Source organism: Mariniflexile sp. HMF6888 (assembly GCF_044335535.1).
Taxonomy (GTDB): domain Bacteria; phylum Bacteroidota; class Bacteroidia; order Flavobacteriales; family Flavobacteriaceae; genus Mariniflexile.
Genome location: NZ_JBIQVZ010000001.1, coordinates 822,860 through 847,283, shown reverse-complemented (window position 1 = coordinate 847,283; position 24,424 = coordinate 822,860). Strand labels below are relative to the sequence as shown.

Below are 24,424 nucleotides of genomic sequence, written 5' to 3'. Positions count from 1 at the left end.
CTAAGGTTTAGTAATGATATCGCATTTTTATTTATTTAACTATTTAAACACTTGAATGTCAAATTGAATTTTAGCTAGTACTAAAACAGAAAAGTAAATCAGTTTGTCGTCTTTAGTCTATCTTTCTCTTGTCTCTTTTCTTTATTCTATTTTCTTTTAGCAAAGCGGTCTTGAATCTTTAATTGAACACGAATGTTTTTAAATATGTAAGGTTATTTTTTAGGCTTGAAAATAAAGGCATTTGGAAATTTACTTTTAATTTTTTTCAAGGCTCTATCAGCTTCTAAACGCGTTCTATAATTGCCTGCCCAAATTTTGAAATTTGGTGTTTCGTATTCAATGGAAGCTTTCCAATCGGCAAAATTTGAGTTAAATTCTCTTTGCGCAGCCTCGGCACTAGGACGATGATTTCCTGAGTATATCTGTATTTTATATCTGTCAGAATCGCTCTCGTTTTTATTCATTTCCTTTTTAACCTCTAGTAAAGTGGTTATTTTTTTGTCCTGATTTACAACAACAGTTCCTTGTTGTGCCAAACAATAGTTTGAAGCTGTAATAAAAGCTAAAATACTTAAAGCGCTAATTTTTAAATTCAATAATTTCATTTTCAAATATATTTATACAAATGTATACGTTATAAACTTAAATTAAGTTGTTTTTATTATTTAGAATCCCTCTAAATTACCAATTAACAGTTCTCTAACATTTCGCAAATCGACTTTAAGTATTACTTTTGCCAGAGATTTTTTTAACTGTATTTTTTTTCAATTTGTTAAATGAAAAAATCATACCAAAGTTTAGAAGTTAATTTGACCAACAATATGAGAAAGGTGATTCACCGTAGATTAAGCGTAAACATTCTTCGTGTTAGCTTAGTTTTATTATTAGCGTTTACAACCTCGCTTTCTGCTCAAGGAGATCCAGCAAAAGGGAAATCATTATTTAATGCCAATTGTGCAGCCTGTCATCAACTTGATAAGAAAATGACAGGGCCTGCTTTACGTAATGTAGAAGTGCGTTTAGCTGATGAGCAAGGTTTGGATAAGGAATGGATTTATAACTGGGTTCATAATAGTTCAGGACTTATCAAATCTGGAGACGCTTATGCAAACAAGGTGTATAATGAGTTTGGAGGAGCTGCTATGACAGCGTTTCCACAATTATCAAATGAAGATATTGATAATATTCTTGCTTATACTGCCGAGGTGAAAACCGAAGAACCTGCCAATGCTACAGGAGCTGCTGTACCTACAGAAACTACTTCTTCAACAGGAGGTATTTCAAACGAAATTATATTAGGTGCTTTAGCAATCCTATTCATATTATTAGCTGCTGGACTCTATTTAGTAAACAAAACATTGCGTCGTTTTGCTTCGGCACAGAATATTGAATTGCCAGAAGAAGCAAAGAGAACACCACTTTGGAAAGCATTTGTTCAGAACCAATTTTTAATGTTGGTTGTTGCCATATTCTTTTTATTGTCTAGTGCCTATTTTGTATATGGATATTTCATGCAAGTAGGAGTTGATCAAGGTTACCAACCGGTACAGCCTATTCATTTTTCACATAAAATTCATGCCGGGGATAATGGTATCGATTGTAAATACTGCCACTCCTCTGCAAGAACAAGTAAAACTTCAGGTATTCCGTCTTTAAATGTTTGTATGAACTGTCATAAATCAATTTATGAATACAATGGAGAAACAACTCCAGAACATTCCAAGGAATTTTATGATGGTGAGATTAAAAAACTGTACAAAGCAGCAGGTTGGGATGATGCTGAACAAAAATATACTGGGAATTCACAACCTGTGAAATGGGTTCGTATTCATAACTTGCCGGATTTTGTTTACTTTAACCACTCACAACACGTTACGGTTGCTGGTTTAGAGTGTCAAACCTGTCATGGTCCTATCCAAGAAATGGAAGTTGCTAGTCAATTTGCTCCGTTAACTATGGGATGGTGTATAGAATGCCACAGAACTACTAATGTTAATATGAAAGACAATGCTTATTATGAAAAAATTCATGAGCAATTGGCTAAGAAATATGGGGTTAAAGAAGTTACTGAGGCTCAAATGGGTGGTTTAGAATGTGGTAAATGCCACTATTAATAAATTAATAAGAAGTAATTCAATTATATAATATGTCATCAAACAAGAAATACTGGAAAAGTGTTGAAGAGCTAAACGAGAATAGTTCTATTGTTGAGACGCTAAAACAAAACGAGTTTGTAGAACAAATTCCTACTGATGAATTTTTAGGAGATAAAGATACATTGGAAGCAACCTCTACAACACGTCGCGATTTCTTAAAATATGTAGGTTTTAGTACAGCTGCTGCATCTTTAGCGGCTTGCGAAGGTCCTGTTGTTAAATCTATTCCTTACGTAGTTCAACCTCAAGAGATTATTCCTGGTGTAGCTAACTATTACGCAACAACGATTGCAGATGGATTTGATTTTGCTAGTGTTTTAGTAAAAACGCGTGAAGGTCGTCCCATTAAAATTGAAAACAACGCTTTAGCAGTTACCAATGGTAGTGCAAATGCTAGAGTAAATGCTTCGGTTTTAGGCTTGTACGATAGTTTAAGAGTTCAAGGCCCTAAAAAAGGAGATGCTTCTATTTCTTGGAGTACGTTTGATAAAGAAACCAATCAAAAATTAACCGATATAAAGGCAGCTGGTAAAGAAATTGTGTTACTAACACAAACTTTTGCGAGCCCTTCTACAAGTAAGTTAATTTCAGAATTTAAAGAAAAATATGGTAATGTTCGTCATGTAGTGTACGATGCTGTTTCTGAATCGGCTGCATTAGATGCGTACCAAGCTAAATATGGAGAACGCGGTTTAGCTAATTACGATTTATCTAAAGTGATGACCATTGTTTCTGTTGGTGCCGATTTCTTAGGTGATTGGCAAGGCGGTGGTTTTGATGCGGGATATTCAAAAAACAGAATTCCTCAAAACGGTAAGATGTCACGTCATATCCAGTTTGAGTCTAATATGTCTTTAACTGGAGCAAACGCTGATAAACGTGTGCCATTAACACCAAGTGAACAAAAAATAGCTTTAGCTAAATTATATAGTTATGTCGTTGGTGGTTCTGTTTCAGGAAGTTTACCAGCACATATAGAAGATGCCGTTAAAAAAGCAGCATCTCAATTAAAGAAAGCAGGTAGTGAAGGTGTTGTAGTTACAGGAATTCAAGATGTCAATGCACAAACTGTTGCTTTAGAAATAAATGCGTTTTTGGCGAGTAAAGCATTCGACCCAAAAACACCTATAAAAACAAGACAAGGTAGTGATCAAGCCGTTTTAGGTTTGGTTGCCGATATGAAAGCAGGCAAGGTTGGCGCCATCATCATGAGTGGTGTTAATCCAATCTACACGTTACCTAATGCGTCAGATTTTGCTGAAGGATTAAAGAAAACAGAATTATCAATTGCGTTTTCTCTTAAAGTTGATGAAACGTCTTCAGAAACGCAATACCTAGCAGCAGCTCCTCACTATTTAGAATCTTGGGGTGATGTTGAAATCAAAAAAGGGCATTACGCTTTAACGCAACCAGCTATTCGTCCGTTATTCAATACCAGACAATTTCAAGAGGCTTTATTAAAATGGACAGGAAACGATGTTTCTTACCATGATTATATTAAAGAAGCTTGGGGAACAACCATATTAGGAGGTAGCTCATTCAACCAAGCATTGCACGATGGTGTTTATGTTGGAACCATCGCTACTGAAATTGAAAATACTTCGGACGCTGAAACTTCAGCAGAAATGCCTTCAGGAAATGCTGCTAGTGCATTAGCTGCTTCAGCAAAAAAATCGGGTTTAGAATTAACATTATATACCAAAGTAGGTATGGGTGATGGACAACAAGCCAATAACCCATGGTTACAAGAGTTTCCAGATCCTATTACCAGAACGTCTTGGGATAACTATTTAACCATTTCAAAAGCCGATGCTGATGTATTAGGTTTAATGAACAAGCACGTAGCAAACGGTGCTTTAAATGGTAGTTATGCTAAAGTAACTGTAAACGGAACAGCCATAATTGCTCCAGTTATGATTCAACCAGGACAAGCTAAGGGTTCTGTTGGGTTAGCACTTGGTTACGGAAAAACAAAAGGTTTAAAAGAAGAAATGCAAACAGGTGTAAATGCCTATGCATTATATAAAAACTTTAATACGGTACAAAACGTGACTATTGAAGCTGCAGCTGGTGAGCATGAATTTGCATCAGTACAGTTACACAATACCTTAATGGGTCGTGGCGATATTATTAAAGAAACTTCTTTGGAAATCTTCAACACCAAAGATAAAAAACACTGGAATGCGGTTCCTGTTGTCTCTTTAAATCATAAAGAAACTCCAGTAACGTCGCCAGATGTAGATTTATGGGATGAATTTGACCGTTCTATTGGGCATCATTTCAACTTATCAATCGATTTAAATGCCTGTACAGGATGTGGCGCATGCGTTATTGCTTGTCACGCTGAAAATAATGTACCAGTAGTTGGAAAAACAGAAGTACGTCGTAGCCGTGACATGCACTGGTTACGTATCGATAGATATTACTCATCTGAAGAATCATTTGAAGGTGATAATGAGAAAAAAGAACATATTTCTGGTTTAGGAAGTTCGTTAAGTGAATTTGGTGAAATGGAGCATGCTTCTGTGAACCCACAAGTTGCTTTCCAACCGGTAATGTGCCAACATTGCAACCATGCACCTTGTGAAACGGTTTGTCCTGTGGCAGCAACATCACACGGTCGTCAAGGTCAAAACCATATGGCTTACAACCGTTGTGTTGGAACGAGATACTGTGCAAACAACTGCCCTTATAAAGTACGTCGTTTCAACTGGTTCTTATACAATGGTAATGATGAGTTTGATTATCATATGAATGATGATTTAGGTCGTATGGTATTAAATCCAGATGTTGTGGTTCGTTCTCGTGGTGTTATGGAAAAATGTTCTATGTGTATTCAAAAAACACAAAAAACCATTTTGGATGCAAAACGTGACGGACGAGAAATTAAAGATGGTGAATTCCAAACAGCATGTTCTGCAGCTTGTAGCAGTGGCGCCATGGTTTTTGGAGATATTAACGATAAAGAAAGTCAAGTTGCAAAACTTAAAGAAGATAACCGTATGTACCACTTGTTAGAGCACGTAGGCGTAAAACCAAACGTGATGTATCAAACAAAAGTGAGAAATACAACTGAAGCATAACCTAATTAAAGAATCAATTATATAATTATGGCGTCTCATTACGAAGCACCTATTAGAAGACCCTTAGTTACAGGCGAGAAATCATATCACGATGTTACTGTAGATGTGGCTAAACCAGTAGAAGGAAAAGCAAATAAACAATGGTGGATAGTTTTCTCTATAGCACTAGTAGCCTTTCTTTGGGGAATTGGATGTATTTTATATACCATATCAACAGGTATTGGAACTTGGGGTTTAAATAAAACTGTAGGTTGGGCTTGGGATATTACTAACTTCGTTTGGTGGGTTGGTATTGGTCACGCAGGAACACTTATCTCTGCGGTACTTTTATTATTCCGTCAAAAATGGAGAATGGCCATTAACCGTTCTGCAGAAGCGATGACCATCTTCTCGGTAGTTCAAGCAGGTTTATTTCCAATCATTCACATGGGTCGTCCTTGGTTAGGATACTGGGTGTTACCAATACCAAACCAATTTGGTTCGTTATGGGTAAACTTTAACTCACCATTACTTTGGGACGTGTTTGCGATTTCTACATACTTATCGGTATCATTAGTATTCTGGTGGACAGGTTTATTACCAGATTTTGCTATGCTACGTGATAGAGCTATAAAACCTTTTCAAAAGAAAATATATTCTTTGTTAAGTTTTGGTTGGTCTGGCCGTGCTAAAGATTGGCAACGTTTTGAAGAAGTATCTTTGGTACTTGCAGGTTTAGCAACGCCACTTGTACTTTCTGTACATACTATCGTATCGTTTGACTTCGCAACTTCGGTAATTCCAGGTTGGCATACGACCATATTCCCTCCGTACTTCGTTGCTGGAGCGGTATTCTCAGGATTTGCGATGGTAAATACACTTCTTATTATTATGAGAAAAGTGTGTAACCTTGAAGATTATATTACAGTACAGCACATCGAGTTAATGAACATTGTAATCATGATTACGGGTTCTATAGTAGGTGTAGCATATATAACTGAGTTATTTATTGCATGGTATTCTGGTGTTGAATACGAACAATATGCATTCTTAAACAGAGCAACAGGTCCTTACTGGTGGGCATATTGGGCGATGATGACCTGTAATGTATTCTCTCCACAATTTATGTGGTTTAAGAAATTAAGAACAAGTATCATGTTCTCATTCTTTATCTCAATCGTAGTAAATATAGGTATGTGGTTTGAGCGTTTTGTAATTATAGTAACCTCGTTACACCGCGATTACTTACCATCATCATGGACGATGTTCTCTCCAACATTTGTAGATATTGGAATTTTTATTGGAACTATAGGATTCTTCTTTGTATTATTCTTATTATACTCTAGAACATTCCCTGTAATTGCACAAGCAGAGGTGAAAACTATTTTAAAATCTTCAGGAGAACGATATAAAAAGATTAGAGAAGCAGGTGATAGTTTGGTAGGGACAGGAGCAGATGCAAGAACCTCTGGAGATAAAGTAACTAACAATAAAAACGAAGCGTAGGCAATGGAAGCATCTAAAGTAATTCACGCTATTTATACAGATGATGATGTATTGATGTCTGCTGTTAAAAAGGTTAAGGCAGAAAGATACCACATTGAAGAAATATATACACCATTTCCAGTTCACGGACTAGACAAAGCTATGGGGTTAGCACCAACACGTATAGCTATTACAGCTTTTATGTATGGTTTAGTAGGTTTAACGGTTGCAATTGTTATGATGAATTATATAATGATTGAAGATTGGCCTCAAAACATTGGTGGTAAACCAAGTTTTAGCTACATAGAGAATATGCCGGCATTCGTGCCAATTATGTTTGAGTTAACCGTATTTTTTGCGGCGCATTTAATGGTAATTACTTTTTACTTACGTAGTAGAATGTGGCCATTTAAAAATGCCGAAAATCCTGATCCAAGAACTACAGATGATCATTTTTTAATTGAAATTGCTGTAGATGGAAATGAGGAAGAGCTTGAGAGTTTGCTTAAAGAAACTGGAGCAGTTGAGATTAATTTAATTGATAAAGCGCATTAATAATGATGAAGAGCTTAATTAAAATATTAGTATTAGCAGTTATTTTAGTGGCTGTATCATGTAAAAAGGATACAGCACCAAACTACCAATTCATGCCAAACATGTATGAATCTGCTGGTTACGAAACCTATGGAGAAGCCGCATTTAAAGATGGTGTTGAAGCACAATTACCTGCCGAAGGATCTATAGCAAGAGGTTTTATTCCTTTTGATATTGAAAACTCTACAGAGGGTTACATGTTAGCTAAAGAAACTTTAAAAAGCCCATTAGATTCTACCAGCGTAGATTTAGAAAGAGGTAAAGCACTATACGATATATACTGTGGAATTTGTCATGGTAATAAAGGAGACGGACAAGGAAATTTAGTGAAACGCGAAAAAATTCTTGGTATTCCTAGTTATGATGATGCAGGAAGAGCTATAAACGAAGGCAGTATTTACCATACTATATATTACGGAAAAAATGCTATGGGTTCGTATGCTAACCAATTGAAAGAAGAAGAGCGTTGGCAAGTAGTTTCGTACGTACTGGAATTAAAGGCTAATTTAGAAAAGTAAGATAGACAAGATTATTATAGATATGTATACATTTTCAAATAAATTAAAGACATTTTCTTTCATTCTAATGATATTAGGAGCATTAGGTGTAGGATATGGTTTTATGACATCTCATAAATCTTTTGAAGAAGTTGAAACCTTACTTGCAGAAGAATCCCATCACGGTGGCGGTCATGCAGTAGAAGCTTCCCATGAGGCTCCAAGTCATGATGCACATGCCACTGAAAATATGCATGGAGAAGAAGCTCATGCTCAAGTAGATGAACACAAAGAACACATCGAGCATGTACAGCATCAAATAGCTAACAGACCATGGTCTGCACTATATGTCGCTGCATTTTTCTTTATGATGATTGCCTTAGGGATTTTAGCTTTTTATGCGATCCAAATTGCATCCCAAGCTGGATGGTCTCCAGTACTATTTAGAGTGATGGAAGGCATGACGGCTTATGTATTGCCTGGTGCTTTAATAGTTTTAGCTATCGCTGTAGCGTCTGGTACTATTGGTCATTACAATTTATTTGTTTGGATGGATCCAGAAGTAGTAGCCCACGATAAATTAATCCAAGGTAAATCGGGATGGTTAAGTATAGGATGGTTTGCATTTAGAGGTTTGGTATTTATTGCCGGTTGGAGTTTATACCGTCATTTTGCCCGTAAATTTTCTATTGCTCAAGATACGGCGGAAGATAAAAGTAACTTTAAAAAGTCTTTTAGAATTGCAGCAGGATTCTTAGTATTCTTTATTTATACAGAATCTATGATGTCTTGGGATTGGATTATGAGTGTAGATCCACACTGGTTCTCAACCTTATTTGGATGGTATGTATTTGCTAGTATGTTTGTAAGTGGTATTACTGTTTTAGCATTAATTACTATCTACTTAAAATCTAGAAATTATTTGGAGTTTGTTAACGAAAATCATTTACATGATGTTGCTAAATTCATGTTTGCTTTCAGTATTTTCTGGACTTACTTATGGTTCTCACAATTCATGCTTATTTGGTATTCAAACATTCCAGAAGAGGTCACTTATTTTATAGCGCGTTTTAACGATTACAAATTACCATTCTTAGGTATGGTGGTTATGAACTTTGTATTCCCAATTTTAATGTTGATGAATGCAGACTATAAACGTATTCCTTGGTTTGTTGTTATGGCAGGTCTTGTAATATTGGCGGGTCATTATATAGATATTTTCAATATGATAATGCCAGCTACAGTAGGGGACAGATGGTTTATTGGTATTCCTGAAATTAGTTCGATAGTGCTTTTTGCTGGATTATTCATATTTGTAGTATTTACAGCTTTAACAAAAGCACCATTGCTAGTAAAAGGATATCCTTTTAGAAAAGAAAGTGAAGATTTTCATTATTAATTAAGATACATATAAAGACGAACGATAACAATGACTGCTTTATTAACAATTATAGTTTTAGTATTTATTTTAGTTGCCATTTGGCAAATGGTAAAGATTTTCGATTTGGCTCAAGCTAAAAACGAAAATTCTCAAGTTGCCAACGACAAGGATAATACAATCAATGGATACTTAATGATGGGCTTCTTAGCGTTCATTTATGTAATTACCATTGTGTGTTTTGCAAAATGGGGCGATTTGCCATTATTGTCAAACTCTGCTTCAGAACATGGTCCAACTATTGATAATTTAATGATTGTATCATTAGTTATCATCTTTTTTGTACAGACCATTACGCAATTCCTATTACACTACTTTGCTTTTAAATATAAAGGAGAAAAGGGTAAAAAAGCGTTGTTTTTTGCAGATAACAATAAGTTGGAAGCAATTTGGACAATCATTCCAGTTATCGTTTTAGCGGGTTTAATTATTTACGGATTAAATACCTGGATAAATATCATGGGTGTTGATGAAAGTGACGACCCATTAGTTATAGAGTTATATGCTCAACAATTTAACTGGAAAGCGAGATATGCCGGTGCAGATAATACATTAGGAAAGGCTAACGTTCGTTTAATTGATATCGATCGCGCTAATATTTTAGGTTTAGATGAAGCTGACCCAAATGCACAAGATGATGTTATTACTACCGAATTGCATTTGCCGGTTGGTAAGCCAGTATTATTCAAAATGCGTTCACAAGATGTATTACATTCTGCTTACATGCCACATTTTAGAGCGCAGATGAACTGTGTACCAGGTATGATAACCCAATTTGGATTTACACCAAAAGTTACTACTTCAGAGATGAGACAAACACCAGAGATGGTTGAGAAAGTTGCAAACATTAATAATATAAGAGTTGAAAAAAGTCAGAAGTTAATTGCTGAAGGCGGTGAGGCTTTAGATAGATACGAATTTGATTATTTATTATTATGTAATAAAATTTGTGGAAAATCCCATTACAACATGCAAATGAAGATTGTAGTGGAAACTCAAGAAGAATATGATGCTTGGATGAAAGAGCAAAAAGAATTCAAAAACTCTCTAGTTAATTAATTAAAAAAGATAAATACGCTATAAGATTATGTCAGCACACGAAGATACTCACGCTCACGACGCTCATGACGACCACGGACATCATCATAAAGAGACCTTTGTAACTAAATATATATTTAGTCAGGATCATAAAATGATTGCTAAGCAGTACTTAGTTACTGGTACTATTATGGGGGTAATAGGTGTTTTAATGTCTATGATGTTCCGTATGCAAATTGCATGGCCAGAGGAACCTAACGTATTGTTTGAAGCATTATTAGGCAAATGGGCTCCAGAAGGTGTTATGGATGCCGATATTTATTTAGCGTTGGTAACCATTCATGGTACCATCATGGTATTCTTTGTACTAACTGCTGGATTAAGTGGAACATTTAGTAACTTATTAATTCCGTTGCAAATTGGAGCACGCGATATGGCTTCAGGATTTTTAAATATGATTTCTTATTGGTTATTCTTCCTTTCTAGTATAATCATGGTGACATCATTATTTGTTGAAGCTGGACCTGCTGCTGCTGGATGGACTATCTATCCACCATTAAGTGCTTTACCAATGGCTCAAGGAGGGTCTGGAATGGGTATGACACTATGGTTGGTGTCTATGGCTATCTTTATTGCGTCATCATTAATGGGATCGCTTAACTATGTAGTTACGGTAATTAACTTGCGTACTAAAGGGATGTCTATGACAAGATTACCTTTGACTATTTGGGCATTTTTTATTACTGCGGTTATTGGTATTATATCATTCCCAGTATTGTTATCTGCAGCATTATTATTAATAATGGATAGAAGTTTTGGAACGTCATTCTTTTTATCAGATATATTTATCCAAGGAGAAGTTTTACATTACCAAGGAGGGTCTCCTGTATTGTTTGAGCATTTATTTTGGTTCTTAGGCCACCCAGAGGTATATATCGTTATATTGCCAGCCATGGGATTAGTTTCCGAGATTATGGCATCAAATTCACGTAAACCTATTTTTGGTTACCGGGCTATGATAGCATCTATTTTGGCAATTGCATTCTTATCAACTATAGTTTGGGGACATCATATGTTTGTTTCTGGTATGAATCCTTTCTTAGGTTCTGTATTTACATTTACAACCTTATTAATAGCAATTCCTTCAGCAGTAAAAGCCTTTAACTGGATTACGACACTTTGGAAGGGTAATTTACAAATGAACCCGGCCATGTTATTTTCCATTGGATTTGTATCAACATTCATTACAGGAGGTTTAACAGGTATTATTCTTGGAGATAGTGCTTTAGATATTAATGTACACGATACGTACTTTGTAGTAGCCCACTTCCACTTAGTAATGGGTATATCGGCTCTTTACGGTATGTTTGCAGGTATTTACCATTGGTATCCAAAAATGTTTGGTCGTATGTTAAATAAAAACTTAGGATATATCCACTTCTGGATTACAGCAGTCTGTGCTTACGGGGTGTTTTTCCCAATGCATTTTATAGGTATGGCAGGTTTACCACGTCGTTATTATACAAATACTAATTTTCCATTATTTGATGATTTAGCAAACGTAAATGTTATCATTACCATATTTGCTTTAATTGGTGGTGTGGTTCAAATAGTATATCTATATAACTTTTTTAGTAGTATTTTCTATGGAAAGAAAGCCACTCAAAATCCATGGAAATCAACTACGCTTGAATGGACAACACCAGTGGAGCATATGCACGGTAACTGGCCAGGAGACATTCCACACGTATACCGTTGGGCGTATGATTATAGTAAACCAGGACATGATGTAGATTTTGTGCCTCAAAATATTCCATTAAAAGAAGGCGAAGAAGAACTTCAGCATTAACTTTATTGAATATAAAAATACAAAGGAGCCTTTCTGTTATCAGAGAGGCTTTTTCTTTATATTTGCTTTTATTGTTATTCCTGCAAATACAGGAATCCACTTTGTCGATATCTATAAGTAATAAAAAAGATTCCTGAGAAGACAGGAAATTGCTATGAACGAAAGCCTAGATCCAACAAACGAAAACTTTTCTCCAGAAGAATTAGACGTCGAAAAAAAGTTAAGACCCCTGTCTTTTGATGATTTTACGGGTCAAGACCAAGTGCTGGAAAACCTTCAGATATTTGTTCAAGCAGCCAATTTGCGTGATGAAGCATTAGACCATACCCTATTTCACGGCCCTCCGGGACTAGGTAAAACGACGCTTGCACACATTCTTGCAAATGAGCTAAATGTTGGTATAAAAATCACTTCGGGCCCTGTATTGGACAAACCTGGTGATTTAGCAGGGTTGCTCACGAATCTTGAAGAACGCGATGTGTTGTTTATTGATGAAATCCATCGGTTAAGTCCCATTGTAGAAGAGTATTTGTACTCCGCCATGGAAGATTACAAGATTGATATTATGATCGAATCAGGCCCGAATGCACGTTCTGTTCAAATCAATTTAAATCCGTTTACCTTGGTTGGTGCAACGACGCGTTCAGGCTTGTTAACTGCGCCTATGCGTGCACGTTTTGGCATTCAAAGCAGATTACAATATTATAACACCGAACTTTTAACAACGATTGTTCAACGTAGTGCTTCCATATTAAATGTTGCCATTACCATGGAGGCTGCCATAGAAATTGCCAGTAGAAGTAGAGGAACACCACGTATTGCCAATGCTTTGTTACGTCGTGTTCGAGATTTTGCCCAAATAAAAGGAAATGGTAGCATCGATATAAAAATCGCAAAATATGCATTAGAAGCATTGCATGTAGATGCTTTTGGTTTAGATGAAATGGACAACAAAATCTTAACCACGATAATTGATAAATTTAAAGGCGGACCAGTAGGAATTTCTACGTTGGCAACGGCAGTTAGTGAAAGTGCTGAAACTATAGAGGAAGTTTACGAACCCTTTTTAATACAACAAGGTTTTATTATGCGTACCCCGCGTGGGCGTGAAGTTACCGAATTAGCCTATAAACATTTAGGGAAAATAAAAGGATCCATTCAAGGTGGATTGTTCCCCTAAATCCCCAAAGGGGACTTTTACTAATAATTCCTTTAAGGGATAAAGTAAATATGGATAACAAGAGTAAAAGCAAGCTGAGTTCTCCCTCCCTTGGTGAGCGAGTTAGAGAGAGGGCTAATCTCATAAAAACCGAAGCCAAACGCCTCGGTTTTTTGTCTTGTGGCATTAGTAAAGCACAATTTTTAGAAGCAGAAGCACCACGACTGGAAAAATGGTTAAACAACAACATGCATGGGCAAATGCAGTACATGGAAAACCATTTTGACAAACGTTTAGATCCAACAAAACTGGTTGAAGCATCAAAATCCGTTATTTCTTTATTATTGAATTATTATCCTAAAGAAACCCAAACAAAAAATAGTTTTAAGATTTCTAAATATGCCTATGGAACCGATTATCATTTCGTTATAAAAGAAAAGCTTAAATCACTTCTAAATTTTATTCAAGAGGAAATTGGCGACGTTCACGGGCGTGCTTTTGTAGATTCCGCTCCCGTTTTAGATAAAGCTTGGGCAGCAAAATCGGGCTTGGGTTGGATTGGAAAGCATAGTAATTTACTAACCCAGCAAGTTGGATCGTTTTATTTTATTGCAGAATTGATTGTCGATTTAGAGTTGGAGTACGATTCGCAAACAACAGATCATTGTGGCACATGTACGGCATGTATTGATGCTTGCCCAACACAAGCCATCACCGAACCATATGTAGTTGATGGAAGCAAATGCATTTCATATTTCACCATCGAATTAAAAGAAAACATACCAACGGAATTTAAGGGAAAATTTGATGATTGGATGTTTGGTTGTGATGTATGTCAAGATGTATGTCCATGGAATCGATTTTCAAAACCGCATAACGAACCATTATTCAATCCACATCCAGAACTATTATCTATGTCAAAAAAAGATTGGGAAGAGATTACGGAAGATGTTTTTAAAAAAGTATTTAAAAATTCGGCAGTAAAACGAACCAAATTTTCAGGGTTGAAACGCAATATTGATTTTTTGAAATAATAGAAATTATTAGGTTGAGTTTCTTATTATAAGCCTAGTCTCTAATTCAATAGTTTTATGAACTATTTTTTTGTCTTTATGCTTTATTTCTTCGTATAAAAGTTTAAACGCTTTTTTTCCCATTTCAAAACCAGGTTGATCAACGGTAGTTAAAGATGGTGTGATAACTGAAGACATGAACCAATTACTAAAACCAATTATTGCAACATCATCAGGTATTTTAATATTATTATCGTTAAAATATTTTAATGCGCCAATAGCAACCATGTCAGTTATGGCAAAAATAGCATCAACATTGCTTTTGTGGATTTCTATTAGTTTTTTTGCGGATTCATACCCATCATTAAAATCGTCATTATTGTTACAGATATAAACTAATGAAGGGTCAAACTCTATATTGTTGTCTAAAAGTGCTTTTTTGTAACCCAAAAACCGGTCTATTGATACTTGTGGGTTTAAATCACCTCTAAAATGCGCAATACGTTTGTATCCTTTTTGTATTAAATAAGCGACAGCATCGTAAGCCGCTTTTTGGTCATTAATAACAACTTTTGAGCATTTTGTTATTTTAGAGATTTTATCAAATAGTACTAAAGGAATATCATGATTTTTAATTTTTTCAAGATGATTAAAATCTCTTGTGTTGTTTGATAATGAAATAAGAATACCATCTACACCTTTGCTAAGAAGTAAATCAACCGATTTTTTTTCTTGCATATCATCTTCTTCAGATTGCATTAAAATAACTAAATAGTTCTTCTTTTTTGCCGCTTTTATAATACCCTTTATTACTGTTGCAAAAAAATGATGAACAGTTGTAGGTACAATAACACCAATAATTTTAGTTTGTTGTGTTCTTAAATTTACTGCTGATGAGTTTGGTATATAGTTCAAATTTTCAGCTAGTGCCAATACTTTTTGTTTGGTATCCTTGCTAACATCAGGATAATCTTTAAGGGCTTTGGAAACTGTTGTTATAGAAATGTTTAGTGCTTCGGCTATTTGTTTTAGGGTTACATTTTTCATAAAATCTCAAAAACAACAACATTAAAATGCTAAAGTAATAATAATTAATACAAAATAATTAACAATTAAAAATTTACCTTTATAAGAAATCGAAAACGTTTTCGGTAAAATCGAAAACGTTTTCGATAAAACTTTTGATCTTTAAATTAGTTGAAAAATTACTTTTGAGTAACTAAACAAATAAAAACATTAAATTATGTTACAACAAATTACAACTTTTAAAAGGCTTTGTTTCGCCATTTTGCTTTTTATTTCAGGTATAGCAATGGCCCAAAACGGAAGCATATCAGGAACTGTGACCGATACTAATGGCGCACCTTTGCCTGGAGTGAATGTTTTAATTCAAAACACAAGCAAAGGATCAGTTACCGATTTTGATGGGAATTATAGCATTAGTGAGTTAGCTAATGGAAATTATGTGATTGAAGTATCTTACATAGGATTTAAAAAACAGCAGTTACCTTTTATAATTAAAGGTGGTGGTGTAAAACTAAATGTAGTACTTCAAGAAGATTTAATGTCATTAAGCGAGGTGGTTGTTACAGGTTCAGGGAATCCTAGGAAAAAGATAGAATCAAGTGTTGCCATTACAACCTTGGGATCAAAACAAATAGAAGATCAAGCACCACAAAGTACGGCAGATTTATTACAAGCTATACCAGGGTTTTTGGTTGAAACATCTGGTGGTGAAACAGGGAATAATTTATTTGCCAGAGGTATACCAACTGCTGGGGCTTATGAGTATGTTCAATTTCAGGAAGATGGTATGCCAGTTTTTGAAGATGGTGCATTACAGTTTGCTAACATCGATAACTTTCAAAGAGTAGATAAAACTGTAAAAACATTAGAAGCTGTAAAAGGTGGCACGGCAGCTATTTATGCTTCTGGTGCTCCAGGTGGTATTATTAACTTTATCTCAAATACAGGTCAGAATGAATTTAAAGGGACTACTAAATTAACCGTTGGAGATTATGGTTTGTTTAGAACAGATTTTAACTTAGGTGGAGCTTTTGTAGAAGATAAAATATTTTATAATGTAGGTGGTTTTTACAGAGTAGATGATGGTATTAGAGACCCAGGATATAAAGCCAACAACGGTGGTCAAGTTAAATTCAACATGACTTATAAGTTTGACAAAGGATATGCGCGTATTTATTTTAAAAATTTAAATGATAGAACCATTTTTTACCAATCTACCCCGTTTGTTAAAGATGGCAATAAAGTAAAAGAATACAAAGGCTTCGATGCTAATTATGGTACGTTTGCCAATAAAGAAATGGCATACATTAATGTGCCTCAAGGTGGTGGTGGATTTTTTACTGCTAACTTGGAAGATGGTATTCATCCAAAAACGACGGCTATTGGCGGTGAATTTAAGTATGATTTATCTGATGTTGTTACAGTGAAAAACAGTTTTAAAAATACAGATATAGATTTAGATTACAACGCCATTTTCGCAGCTGCTTGGATGGGAGATGTAACAAGCCAAAACGATTACGCAACTGGTTTAGGAATTGATCCTGCTGACGCTGTTTTTACTTACAATAATGGTGGTTCAGCTTTACCATCAAACAGAAACCTAAAAAGAGCCGATTTTTGGAATATCAGAAAGCAAATGAACAATTTTGCTAATAATTTAACTTTCAACTTCAACTGGGACAAAGTTAATTTGAATCTTGGCTATTACTATTCAAACTGGAAATCGCATCAAAATTGGAACTGGAGTAGTTTTTTAACAAGTGTTGAAGATGAAGGACGCTTAGTAAATTTAACAGATACTAATTCAGGTACAGATTACACATACCATGGTATTTCTGGCATCTCTTGGTTACAGCGTGAATCTCAAATTACAGGAACTGTAAACGCTATTTTTGTTGATACCGAAATTAAAGCAAGTGATGATTTAACATTAAATCTTGGTTTTAGATACGATAATGATAAATATGAAGGCATTGGAGATCACGGAACTTGGGGAAATGATATAGGTGTGTTGCCTAATAATAATGCAGACAATGGCGTAAATATTTTAACAGGAAACTACATTAATTGGGATTATAAAGTAAGCGAATTATCATATTCTGCCGCAGGAAACTATAAGTTTAATGATAATATGGCAACCTATTTAAGATACAGTAAAAGTTTTAGAGCTCCTATTGAAGAAGCGTTTTATGTAGCAGTTGAGTCTGGTTTAGGAAACGCAGCGCTTGATGAATTAGAACCAACAAAAGTGAATCAAACAGAATTAGGCTTTAAATATTCAGCTGATAAAATAGCGGTGTTCGCCAACTTGTTCCATATGAAATTAGACAACGTAACATACCAAGATATAGGTGTAGGTGGAGTGTCTGAAAGAAAATTTGCAAACGTAAAAAATACAGGTATTGAACTTGAAACTATTTTAAAATTAGGAAAATTAAATGCAACAGTAAACGGTACACTTCAAAACCCAGAGTATAGTGGTTATGAAGGCTCTCAAGCCGCTTTAAATGGAAATTTAGCAAGACGTATTTCTAAATTCTATTTCAATGTCAGACCAGATTATAACATTACTGATAAGTTAAATGTATACGCTAAGTACTCCTATTTTGGAAAAAAATACCACGATATAGAGAATACATTTGAATTGCCAGCATTTGGTGTGGTAAACGCAGGTGCTTCTTATAAAGTGAATAACTTAAGATTCGGATTAGATGCTTCAAACATATTTAACACTATTGGTCTAACAGAAGGTGATGGTGCAGCACCAGCAAATGGAGATGTGTTCTTAGGAAGATCAATTTTGGGGAGTGCTGTAAAATTATCGGTTGCAATTAACTTTTAGTTATCGCCATAAAAATTAGGATTGTTTAATTAGTAGTAAGTTTGGTTTTAATGCCGCTAAATAATTACTATTGGGCGGCATTTTTTTAACATTGTTTAGATATGAATAATTCAGGAATTAAAATTGCTTTATATATAAACTATTTTGTATTTGCAATACTGCTAAATAGTGTAGGTATTGTAATTAAACAATCTATTGATAATTATAACGTAGCCGAAACGAGTGCCAGTATTTTAGAAGCTTTTAAAGATTTGCCAATTGCTTTTGTTTCTTTTTTTGTAGCCTCTTTTTTACCAAAAATTGGTTATAAAAAAAGCATGCTATTTGCACTTGCTTTAGTGTTTTTTGGATGCCTGTATATGTACTATGGTAATACATTTGCAAGTACAAAAGTGCTGTTTTTAACTATAGGTGTTGCTTTTGCTTTTATAAAAGTATCGGTCTATTCCATGATAGGTTTGTTAACCAACACACCGCAAGAGCACAGTAGTTTTATGAGCTCTATTGAAGGGTTTTTTATGGTTGGCATAGCTGCAGCTTATTTTATTTTCCCAGTATTTTTTGATGAGTCTAATCCCGATGCTTGGTTACGTGTTTATTTATTTTTGTCAGGATTAATAGCGGTTTCGTTTGTTATACTTCTGTTTTCCAAAATTAATGTAAAAGCAGAAGTTTCAAATAAACCAATATCTAGGGATTTTATAGATATGATAAAATTAATAGCTTCACCATTAGTTATCTTTTTCATTTTAAGTGCATTCTTGTTTGTTATGGTAGAACAAGGTATCATGACATGGTTGCCTACCTTCAATAAAACCGTACTGTCTTTAAACAATTCACTAAGTGTTCAAATGGCAAGTATTCTAGCCATTTCATTAGCTGTAGGCAGGTTAGTTGCTGGTTTTGTTGTCAAAAAAGTTTCTTGGTTAGTTATTGCAATAGTTTGTATCACAATATCTATGAGTATTGTGGGTTTTGTGCTGCCTTCTGTATTCAATTTAGAATCTGTTACAATCGAAAAAGTTACCGATATTCCTTTTATTGGTTTTATATTCCCTATAATTGGGCTGTTTATTGCGCCTATTTATCCACTAATTAACTCTGTAGTATTATCGTCTTTACCAAAAAGAATGCATAGTTCTATGACGGGGTTAATAGTTATTTTCTCAGCACTTGGTGGTACTTTTGGGTCTAGAATTATTGGCTATCTTTTTGAACATATTGGTGGGCAAAAAGCTTTTTTCTTTATGCTAATACCTATGTTAATCCTAATTCTTTCCCTTTTTATGTTGAATAAAAATATTAAAAAAGATGAAGTTTATAGTTCATAAGTCCCAATTATTAGAACAATTAATTAAACAGGAAGATACTACGGGTAGCTATACTATTACAACTGAGGATGCTGGTAAAAAGGAGTTTAATATTGAAAATGAAAACGGGAACACCATAAAAATTGAAGGCACTTATTTTTTGTCAAATTTATTGCAAGAAGTAGCACTTTTAAAAACAGAAACAGGAATCATAGAATTACATCATATTCAAGAAGAACCTGTAACCAGAATTTCTAGAGTTATTAAAGATTATTATTGGGAAAAGCTAACAAGAAGTTTTGATGATGAAACTTTATTGGAAGTTTTGGAGGATGAAAAAATGCAAGGTGATGTTTTAAGACTATATGTTCCAGAATCTGATACCGAAGCATTCGAATTTTATAAGCAAAAAGAAATAGTGTTTAAAAATGTAAAGGTAGAAACCATACAAGAGCATATTTCAAACGAAGCTATTATAGCTTTAAACAAAAAGCCAGGTATTTTGGCATTAGGCTATTCCAAAGAAAAAGGAAAAAGTGTTCCGTTTGTAGTGCCAGGAGGTCGATTTAACGAAATGTATGGGTGGGATAGCTATTTTATTGGATTAGGTTTGATAATTGATGATAAGTTTGAACTTGCACGAGGCATGATTGATAATTTAGAATATCAAATTATTCATTACGGAAAAATTTTAAATGCCAACAGAAGTTATTATTTAACAAGGTCGCAACCCCCATTTTTTACATCGTTTGTTAAAGAGTTTTATGAGACCTATTCAAGCAAATTATCTATAAAATGGTTACAGCAAAAACTCACCACTGCTATTACAGAGTATTTTGATGTTTGGATGACCGAAGGCATAAGGCTAACCAACAATGGTTTAAATCGTTATTTTGGTGAAGGTACTGGTGTGCCAAATGAAACAGAACCCGAACATTTTGATGCTATTTTTGAAGCATTTGCAAAAAAGCACCACATGACACTTTCGGAATTTAAACAGAAGTATAAAAATGGGTTGCTAAAAGATGCTGCATTAGATGATTATTTTATTCACGATAGGAGTATGCGCGAAAGTGGGCATGATACTACAAACCGATTGGATAATTGTTCAGCAAACCTTAATACAGTCGATTTAAATAGTTTGCTTTTTAAATTTGAAAACGACATAGCGTATTTTATAGCCACCCATTTTAATGATGAGTTTACATATAGTGGTAACGTGTATACTTCAGCAAATTGGACAGAAAGAGCAAACAATCGTAAAAAAAGCATGTTTGAACTCATGTGGAATGAAACTGCAGGTTCATTTTTTGACTATAATTTTAAAACACAACAACAACAACCTTATGTGGCGGCATCAAACCTGTATCCGTTGTGGGCAAAATTATGTACACAGTCCCAGGCAGAAATAATGCTTAAAAAACAGTTACCGTTAATACTTTGTAAAGGAGGTGTAGCATCAACATCAAGCTTAGAATCTACAGATGAAAACGGACCTGATCGCCAATGGGATTTTCCGTATGGTTGGGCGCCCCATCAAATGTTACTTTGGGAAGGTGTTTCAAATTATGGGTTTAAAGAAAAAAGTCAAGAGCTTATTTATAGATGGTTATGGCTAATAGTTAAAACCGTGGTAAATTATAATGGTTTAATACCCGAAAAATTTGATGTAAATAATTGTACCCATATTTTGGATGTTGAATATGGTAATGTAGGAGCTAATTTTAAGTATGTTACCGATGGTGGTTTTGGCTGGACAAATGCTTCATTTAAATTAGGTATCAAGCTTTTGGATGAGAAATTTATAAACAAGTTAAATACACTCACCAGTCCAGAAGAACTCTTTCATTAACTTACTCAAAAAACATCATCTGTATACAAGGTTTGTACAGATGATGTCTTTTGAGCAATTTAATACATGTTTTGGTTAAAAAAGTACCATCAAAAACTTTAAAGATTAAGACATTCATTCAATAGGTTTATTATCTTTGTTCGATTAGTTAACTAATTATTCCTATGAGCGAAGAAAGTAAACGTAGAGAAGCCCTTATATACCACGCAAAGCCTACTCCAGGTAAAATTAAAGTGGTTCCAACCAAAAAATATTCAACCCAACGCGATTTAGCACTAGCCTATTCACCAGGTGTAGCGGCACCATGCTTGGAAATTGAAAAAGATAAAAACAATGCCTATAAATACACGGCCAAAGGTAATCTGGTTGCCGTAATATCAAACGGTACGGCTGTTTTGGGTTTGGGAAATATTGGACCAGAAGCCTCAAAGCCAGTAATGGAAGGTAAAGGTTTATTATTTAAAATTTTTGCCGATATCGATGTGTTTGATATTGAGGTTGATACCGAAAATGTTGAAGAATTTATTGCCACTGTAAAAAATATAGCACCCACTTTTGGAGGTATTAATCTAGAAGATATCAAAGCGCCAGAAGCATTCGAAATAGAAAGACGTTTAAAAGAAGAGCTTGATATTCCTGTAATGCACGACGACCAGCATGGTACAGCTATTATATCGGCGGCAGCTTTAATTAATGCGGTTGAAATTGCAAAGAAGAAACTAGATGAAGTTAAGATCGTAATAAGTGGTGCAGGTGCTGCAGCGATATCTTGTTCGCGTTTGTACCAGGCATGTGGTGCCAAACGAGAAAACATGGTGATGCTAGATAGCAAAGGCGTTATTAGGGACGATAGGGAAAATTTGTCATCTGAAAAAGCCGAATACGCTACCCATAGAAGAATAGATACGCTTGATGAAGCCATGGTAGATGCCGATGTGTTTATTGGCTTGTCTATGGCAAACATCGTGTCTCCAGAAATGTTACTGTCAATGGCTAAAAACCCAATCGTGTTTGCTATGGCAAACCCAGATCCAGAGATAAAATATGACATAGCCATTGCTACACGTAAAGATATTATTATGGCTACGGGTAGAAGTGACCATCCTAATCAAGTAAACAATGTCCTTGGATTTCCATTTATATTTCGTGGTGCACTAGATGTGCGTGCAACCAAAATTAATGAGGAAATGAAAATGGCGGCAGTAAAAGCATTGGCAAGATTGGCTAAAGAATCTGTGCCAGAGCAAGTCAATATTGCCTATGGAGAAACTAGGTTAACATTTGGTAAAGAATATATCATACCAAAACCTTTCGATCCCCGTTTAATTGCCGAAGTACCACCAGCTGTAGCAAAAGCGGCTATGGAAAGTGGTGTTGCCCAAGAACCCATTCTAGATTGGGAAAAATATAAAGACGAATTAAGAGAGCGCTTAGGGAATGATAACAAACTTATAAGGTTGTTGTTTAACCGTGCAAAACTGGATCCTAAACGTGTTGTTTTTGCCGAAGCAGACCAGCTTGCAGTTATAAAAGCAGCTCAGATAGTTTATGAAGAAGGCATTGCGATTCCCATTTTATTAGGGAGAGTTGAAACCATTAAAGAATTGATGGCCGAAATTGAATTTGATGCTGAAGACATACTTATAATAGATCCAAAAACCGAAGAAGAAAACGATAGGAAGAACAAGTATGCCAAAGTGTATTGGGAACAGCGCAAACGTCGTGGTGTAACTTATTATTCGGCACAACGTTTAATGCGGGAGCGTAACTATTTTGCGGCGATGATGGTAAATGAAGGCGATGCAGATGCCTTAATATCAGGATATTCCAGAAATTACCCATCGGTTGTAAAGCCTATGTTAGAGCTTATAGGTATGGCAAAAGGCACATCACGTGTGGCAACTACCAATGTCATGATGACCAAGCGAGGCCCCATGTTTTTAAGTGATACGTCTATAAATATAAACCCAACTTCTAGAGAATTAACCAAGATTGCACAAATGACCTCTCAAGTAGTTAAAATGTTTGGGATGGATCCAGTTATGGCAATGATTTCTTATTCAAATTTTGGTTCATCTTCCTACGAAAATGCAACAAAAGTACGTGATGCCGTTGCACATTTGCACCGTTATTATCCCGATATGGTTGTAGATGGCGAATTACAAACAGACTTTGCTTTAAATGCTGAAATGCTTCAAGAAAAGTTTCCGTTTTCAAAATTGGTTGGTAAAAAAGTAAATACCTTAATATTCCCAAATTTAGATTCGGCAAATATCACCTATAAATTATTAAAAGAACTAAACGAAGCGGTATCTATTGGACCCATCATGATGGGTATGCGTAAACCAGTGCACATTCTTCAATTGGGTGCTAATGTAGATGAAATAGTGAACATGACAGCCATTGCAGTAATTGATGCACAGCAAAAGGAAAAGTTAGAATTGGAAAAGGGAAACTCTAAGTAATTCTGTTGAAAATAAATTTATTACATTTGGTCGATTAACGAATTGCTATAGATGATCACACATATTCAAGGAAAACTTGTAGAGAAAAATCCAACAGATGTTGTTATCGATTGTAATGGTGTTGGCTACATGCTAAATATTTCGTTGCATACTTACTCTCAAATTACTGATAATGAACATTTAAAATTATTTACACATCTTCAGGTTAAAGAAGATTCACACACGCTTTATGGTTTTTCATCATTAGCAGAACGTGAAATTTTCAGGTTATTAATTTCAGTCAGTGGTATTGGCGCTAGTATTGCACGCACCATGCTATCTTCATTAACGCCAAAACAAGTTATAGAAGGTATTGCTAGTAGTGATGTGGCTTTAATACAGGGTATTAAAGGTATTGGCGCAAAAACAGCACAGCGAGTTATTATAGATTTAAAAGATAAAGTTTTGAAGATTTATGATATTGATGAAGTTTCTGTTTCTAAAGGCAATACGAATAAAGATGAAGCGTTATCTGCTTTAGAAGTGCTTGGTTTTGTGAGAAAACAAGCAGAACGGGCTGTGGAAAAAATCATTGTGGCACAACCAGACGCCACTGTAGAGACCATTATAAAACAAGCATTAAAAAATTTATAATAGAT

The 24,424-nt window shown here is 35.0% G+C and carries 16 protein-coding genes and 1 pseudogene; 15 read left to right on the top strand and 2 right to left on the bottom strand.

Features of this window, described 5'->3' with window-relative positions; all coding sequences use genetic code 11:
• Nucleotides 1–212: 212 nt before the first annotated feature.
• Nucleotides 213–605, bottom strand: coding sequence for an SPOR domain-containing protein (locus ACGLWY_RS03910; RefSeq protein WP_396618352.1), 393 nt, complete (start codon nt 603–605; stop codon nt 213–215).
• Nucleotides 606–821: 216 nt separating this feature from the next.
• Here ACGLWY_RS03910 and ACGLWY_RS03905 point away from each other — a divergent pair, with 216 nt between their 5' ends.
• The 10 genes and pseudogenes from ACGLWY_RS03905 to queG all read left to right on the top strand — a co-directional run bounded on the left by ACGLWY_RS03905 (nt 822) and on the right by queG (nt 14,312).
• Nucleotides 822–2,114, top strand: coding sequence for a cytochrome c3 family protein (locus ACGLWY_RS03905; RefSeq protein ID WP_396618628.1), 1,293 nt, complete (start codon nt 822–824; stop codon nt 2,112–2,114).
• 32 nt (nt 2,115–2,146) lie between these two features.
• Nucleotides 2,147–5,239, top strand: a complete 3,093-nt coding sequence (locus ACGLWY_RS03900) for a TAT-variant-translocated molybdopterin oxidoreductase (protein ID WP_396618351.1) — start codon at nt 2,147–2,149, stop codon at nt 5,237–5,239.
• Nucleotides 5,240–5,266: 27 nt separating this feature from the next.
• Nucleotides 5,267–6,688, top strand: a pseudogene (gene nrfD, locus ACGLWY_RS03895) (NrfD/PsrC family molybdoenzyme membrane anchor subunit); the annotation flags it as partial.
• Nucleotides 6,689–6,727: 39 nt separating this feature from the next.
• Complete coding sequence (locus ACGLWY_RS03890; RefSeq protein ID WP_396618350.1) at nt 6,728–7,258, top strand: DUF3341 domain-containing protein; 531 nt, start codon at nt 6,728–6,730, stop codon at nt 7,256–7,258.
• A 5-nt stretch (nt 7,259–7,263) separates the two neighbouring features.
• Entirely contained in the window at nt 7,264–7,815 is a 552-nt protein-coding gene (locus tag ACGLWY_RS03885) for a c-type cytochrome (protein WP_396618627.1), read from the top strand.
• 22 nt (nt 7,816–7,837) lie between these two features.
• Nucleotides 7,838–9,193 (top strand): quinol:cytochrome C oxidoreductase, encoded by a 1,356-nt coding sequence (locus ACGLWY_RS03880; RefSeq protein ID WP_396618349.1) that lies wholly within the window; start codon nt 7,838–7,840, stop codon nt 9,191–9,193.
• A gap of 30 nt (nt 9,194–9,223) precedes the next feature.
• On the top strand, nt 9,224–10,291 hold the full coding sequence (locus tag ACGLWY_RS03875; RefSeq protein WP_396618348.1) for a cytochrome c oxidase subunit II: 1,068 nt from the start codon (nt 9,224–9,226) through the stop codon (nt 10,289–10,291).
• A gap of 28 nt (nt 10,292–10,319) precedes the next feature.
• Nucleotides 10,320–12,119 (top strand): cbb3-type cytochrome c oxidase subunit I, encoded by a 1,800-nt coding sequence (locus tag ACGLWY_RS03870; protein ID WP_396618347.1) that lies wholly within the window; start codon nt 10,320–10,322, stop codon nt 12,117–12,119.
• Between the two features lie 154 nt (nt 12,120–12,273).
• Nucleotides 12,274–13,299 carry a Holliday junction branch migration DNA helicase RuvB gene (gene ruvB / locus ACGLWY_RS03865; RefSeq protein WP_396618346.1) on the top strand — a complete coding sequence of 342 codons (1,026 nt, stop codon included), beginning with the start codon at nt 12,274–12,276 and terminating at the stop codon, nt 13,297–13,299.
• A 50-nt stretch (nt 13,300–13,349) separates the two neighbouring features.
• The gene (gene queG, locus ACGLWY_RS03860) at nt 13,350–14,312 is read left to right on the top strand and encodes a tRNA epoxyqueuosine(34) reductase QueG (RefSeq protein ID WP_396618345.1); all 963 of its coding nucleotides are present in this window, start codon (nt 13,350–13,352) and stop codon (nt 14,310–14,312) included.
• Nucleotides 14,313–14,321: 9 nt separating this feature from the next.
• Here the strand turns inward: queG and ACGLWY_RS03855 are convergent, their stop codons facing one another.
• Nucleotides 14,322–15,338, bottom strand: coding sequence for a LacI family DNA-binding transcriptional regulator (locus ACGLWY_RS03855; protein ID WP_396618344.1), 1,017 nt, complete (start codon nt 15,336–15,338; stop codon nt 14,322–14,324).
• Between the two features lie 196 nt (nt 15,339–15,534).
• Between ACGLWY_RS03855 and ACGLWY_RS03850 the strand changes: the two genes are divergently transcribed.
• The 5 genes from ACGLWY_RS03850 (at nt 15,535) to ruvA (ending at nt 24,419) form a co-directional block, all read left to right on the top strand.
• Entirely contained in the window at nt 15,535–18,159 is a 2,625-nt protein-coding gene (locus ACGLWY_RS03850; protein WP_396618343.1) for a TonB-dependent receptor, read from the top strand.
• Nucleotides 18,160–18,260: 101 nt separating this feature from the next.
• Nucleotides 18,261–19,490, top strand: coding sequence for an MFS transporter (locus tag ACGLWY_RS03845; protein ID WP_396618342.1), 1,230 nt, complete (start codon nt 18,261–18,263; stop codon nt 19,488–19,490).
• A complete protein-coding gene (locus tag ACGLWY_RS03840) occupies nt 19,471–21,321 on the top strand; it encodes a trehalase family glycosidase (protein WP_396618341.1) in 1,851 nt (616 codons plus the stop codon). Before ACGLWY_RS03845 ends, ACGLWY_RS03840 begins: the two co-directional genes overlap by 20 nt.
• Nucleotides 21,322–21,485: 164 nt before the next feature.
• Complete coding sequence (locus ACGLWY_RS03835; protein WP_396618340.1) at nt 21,486–23,786, top strand: NADP-dependent malic enzyme; 2,301 nt, start codon at nt 21,486–21,488, stop codon at nt 23,784–23,786.
• Nucleotides 23,787–23,837: 51 nt separating this feature from the next.
• Entirely contained in the window at nt 23,838–24,419 is a 582-nt protein-coding gene (ruvA, locus tag ACGLWY_RS03830; RefSeq protein ID WP_396618339.1) for a Holliday junction branch migration protein RuvA, read from the top strand.
• The last annotated feature ends 5 nt before the right edge of the window (nt 24,420–24,424 follow it).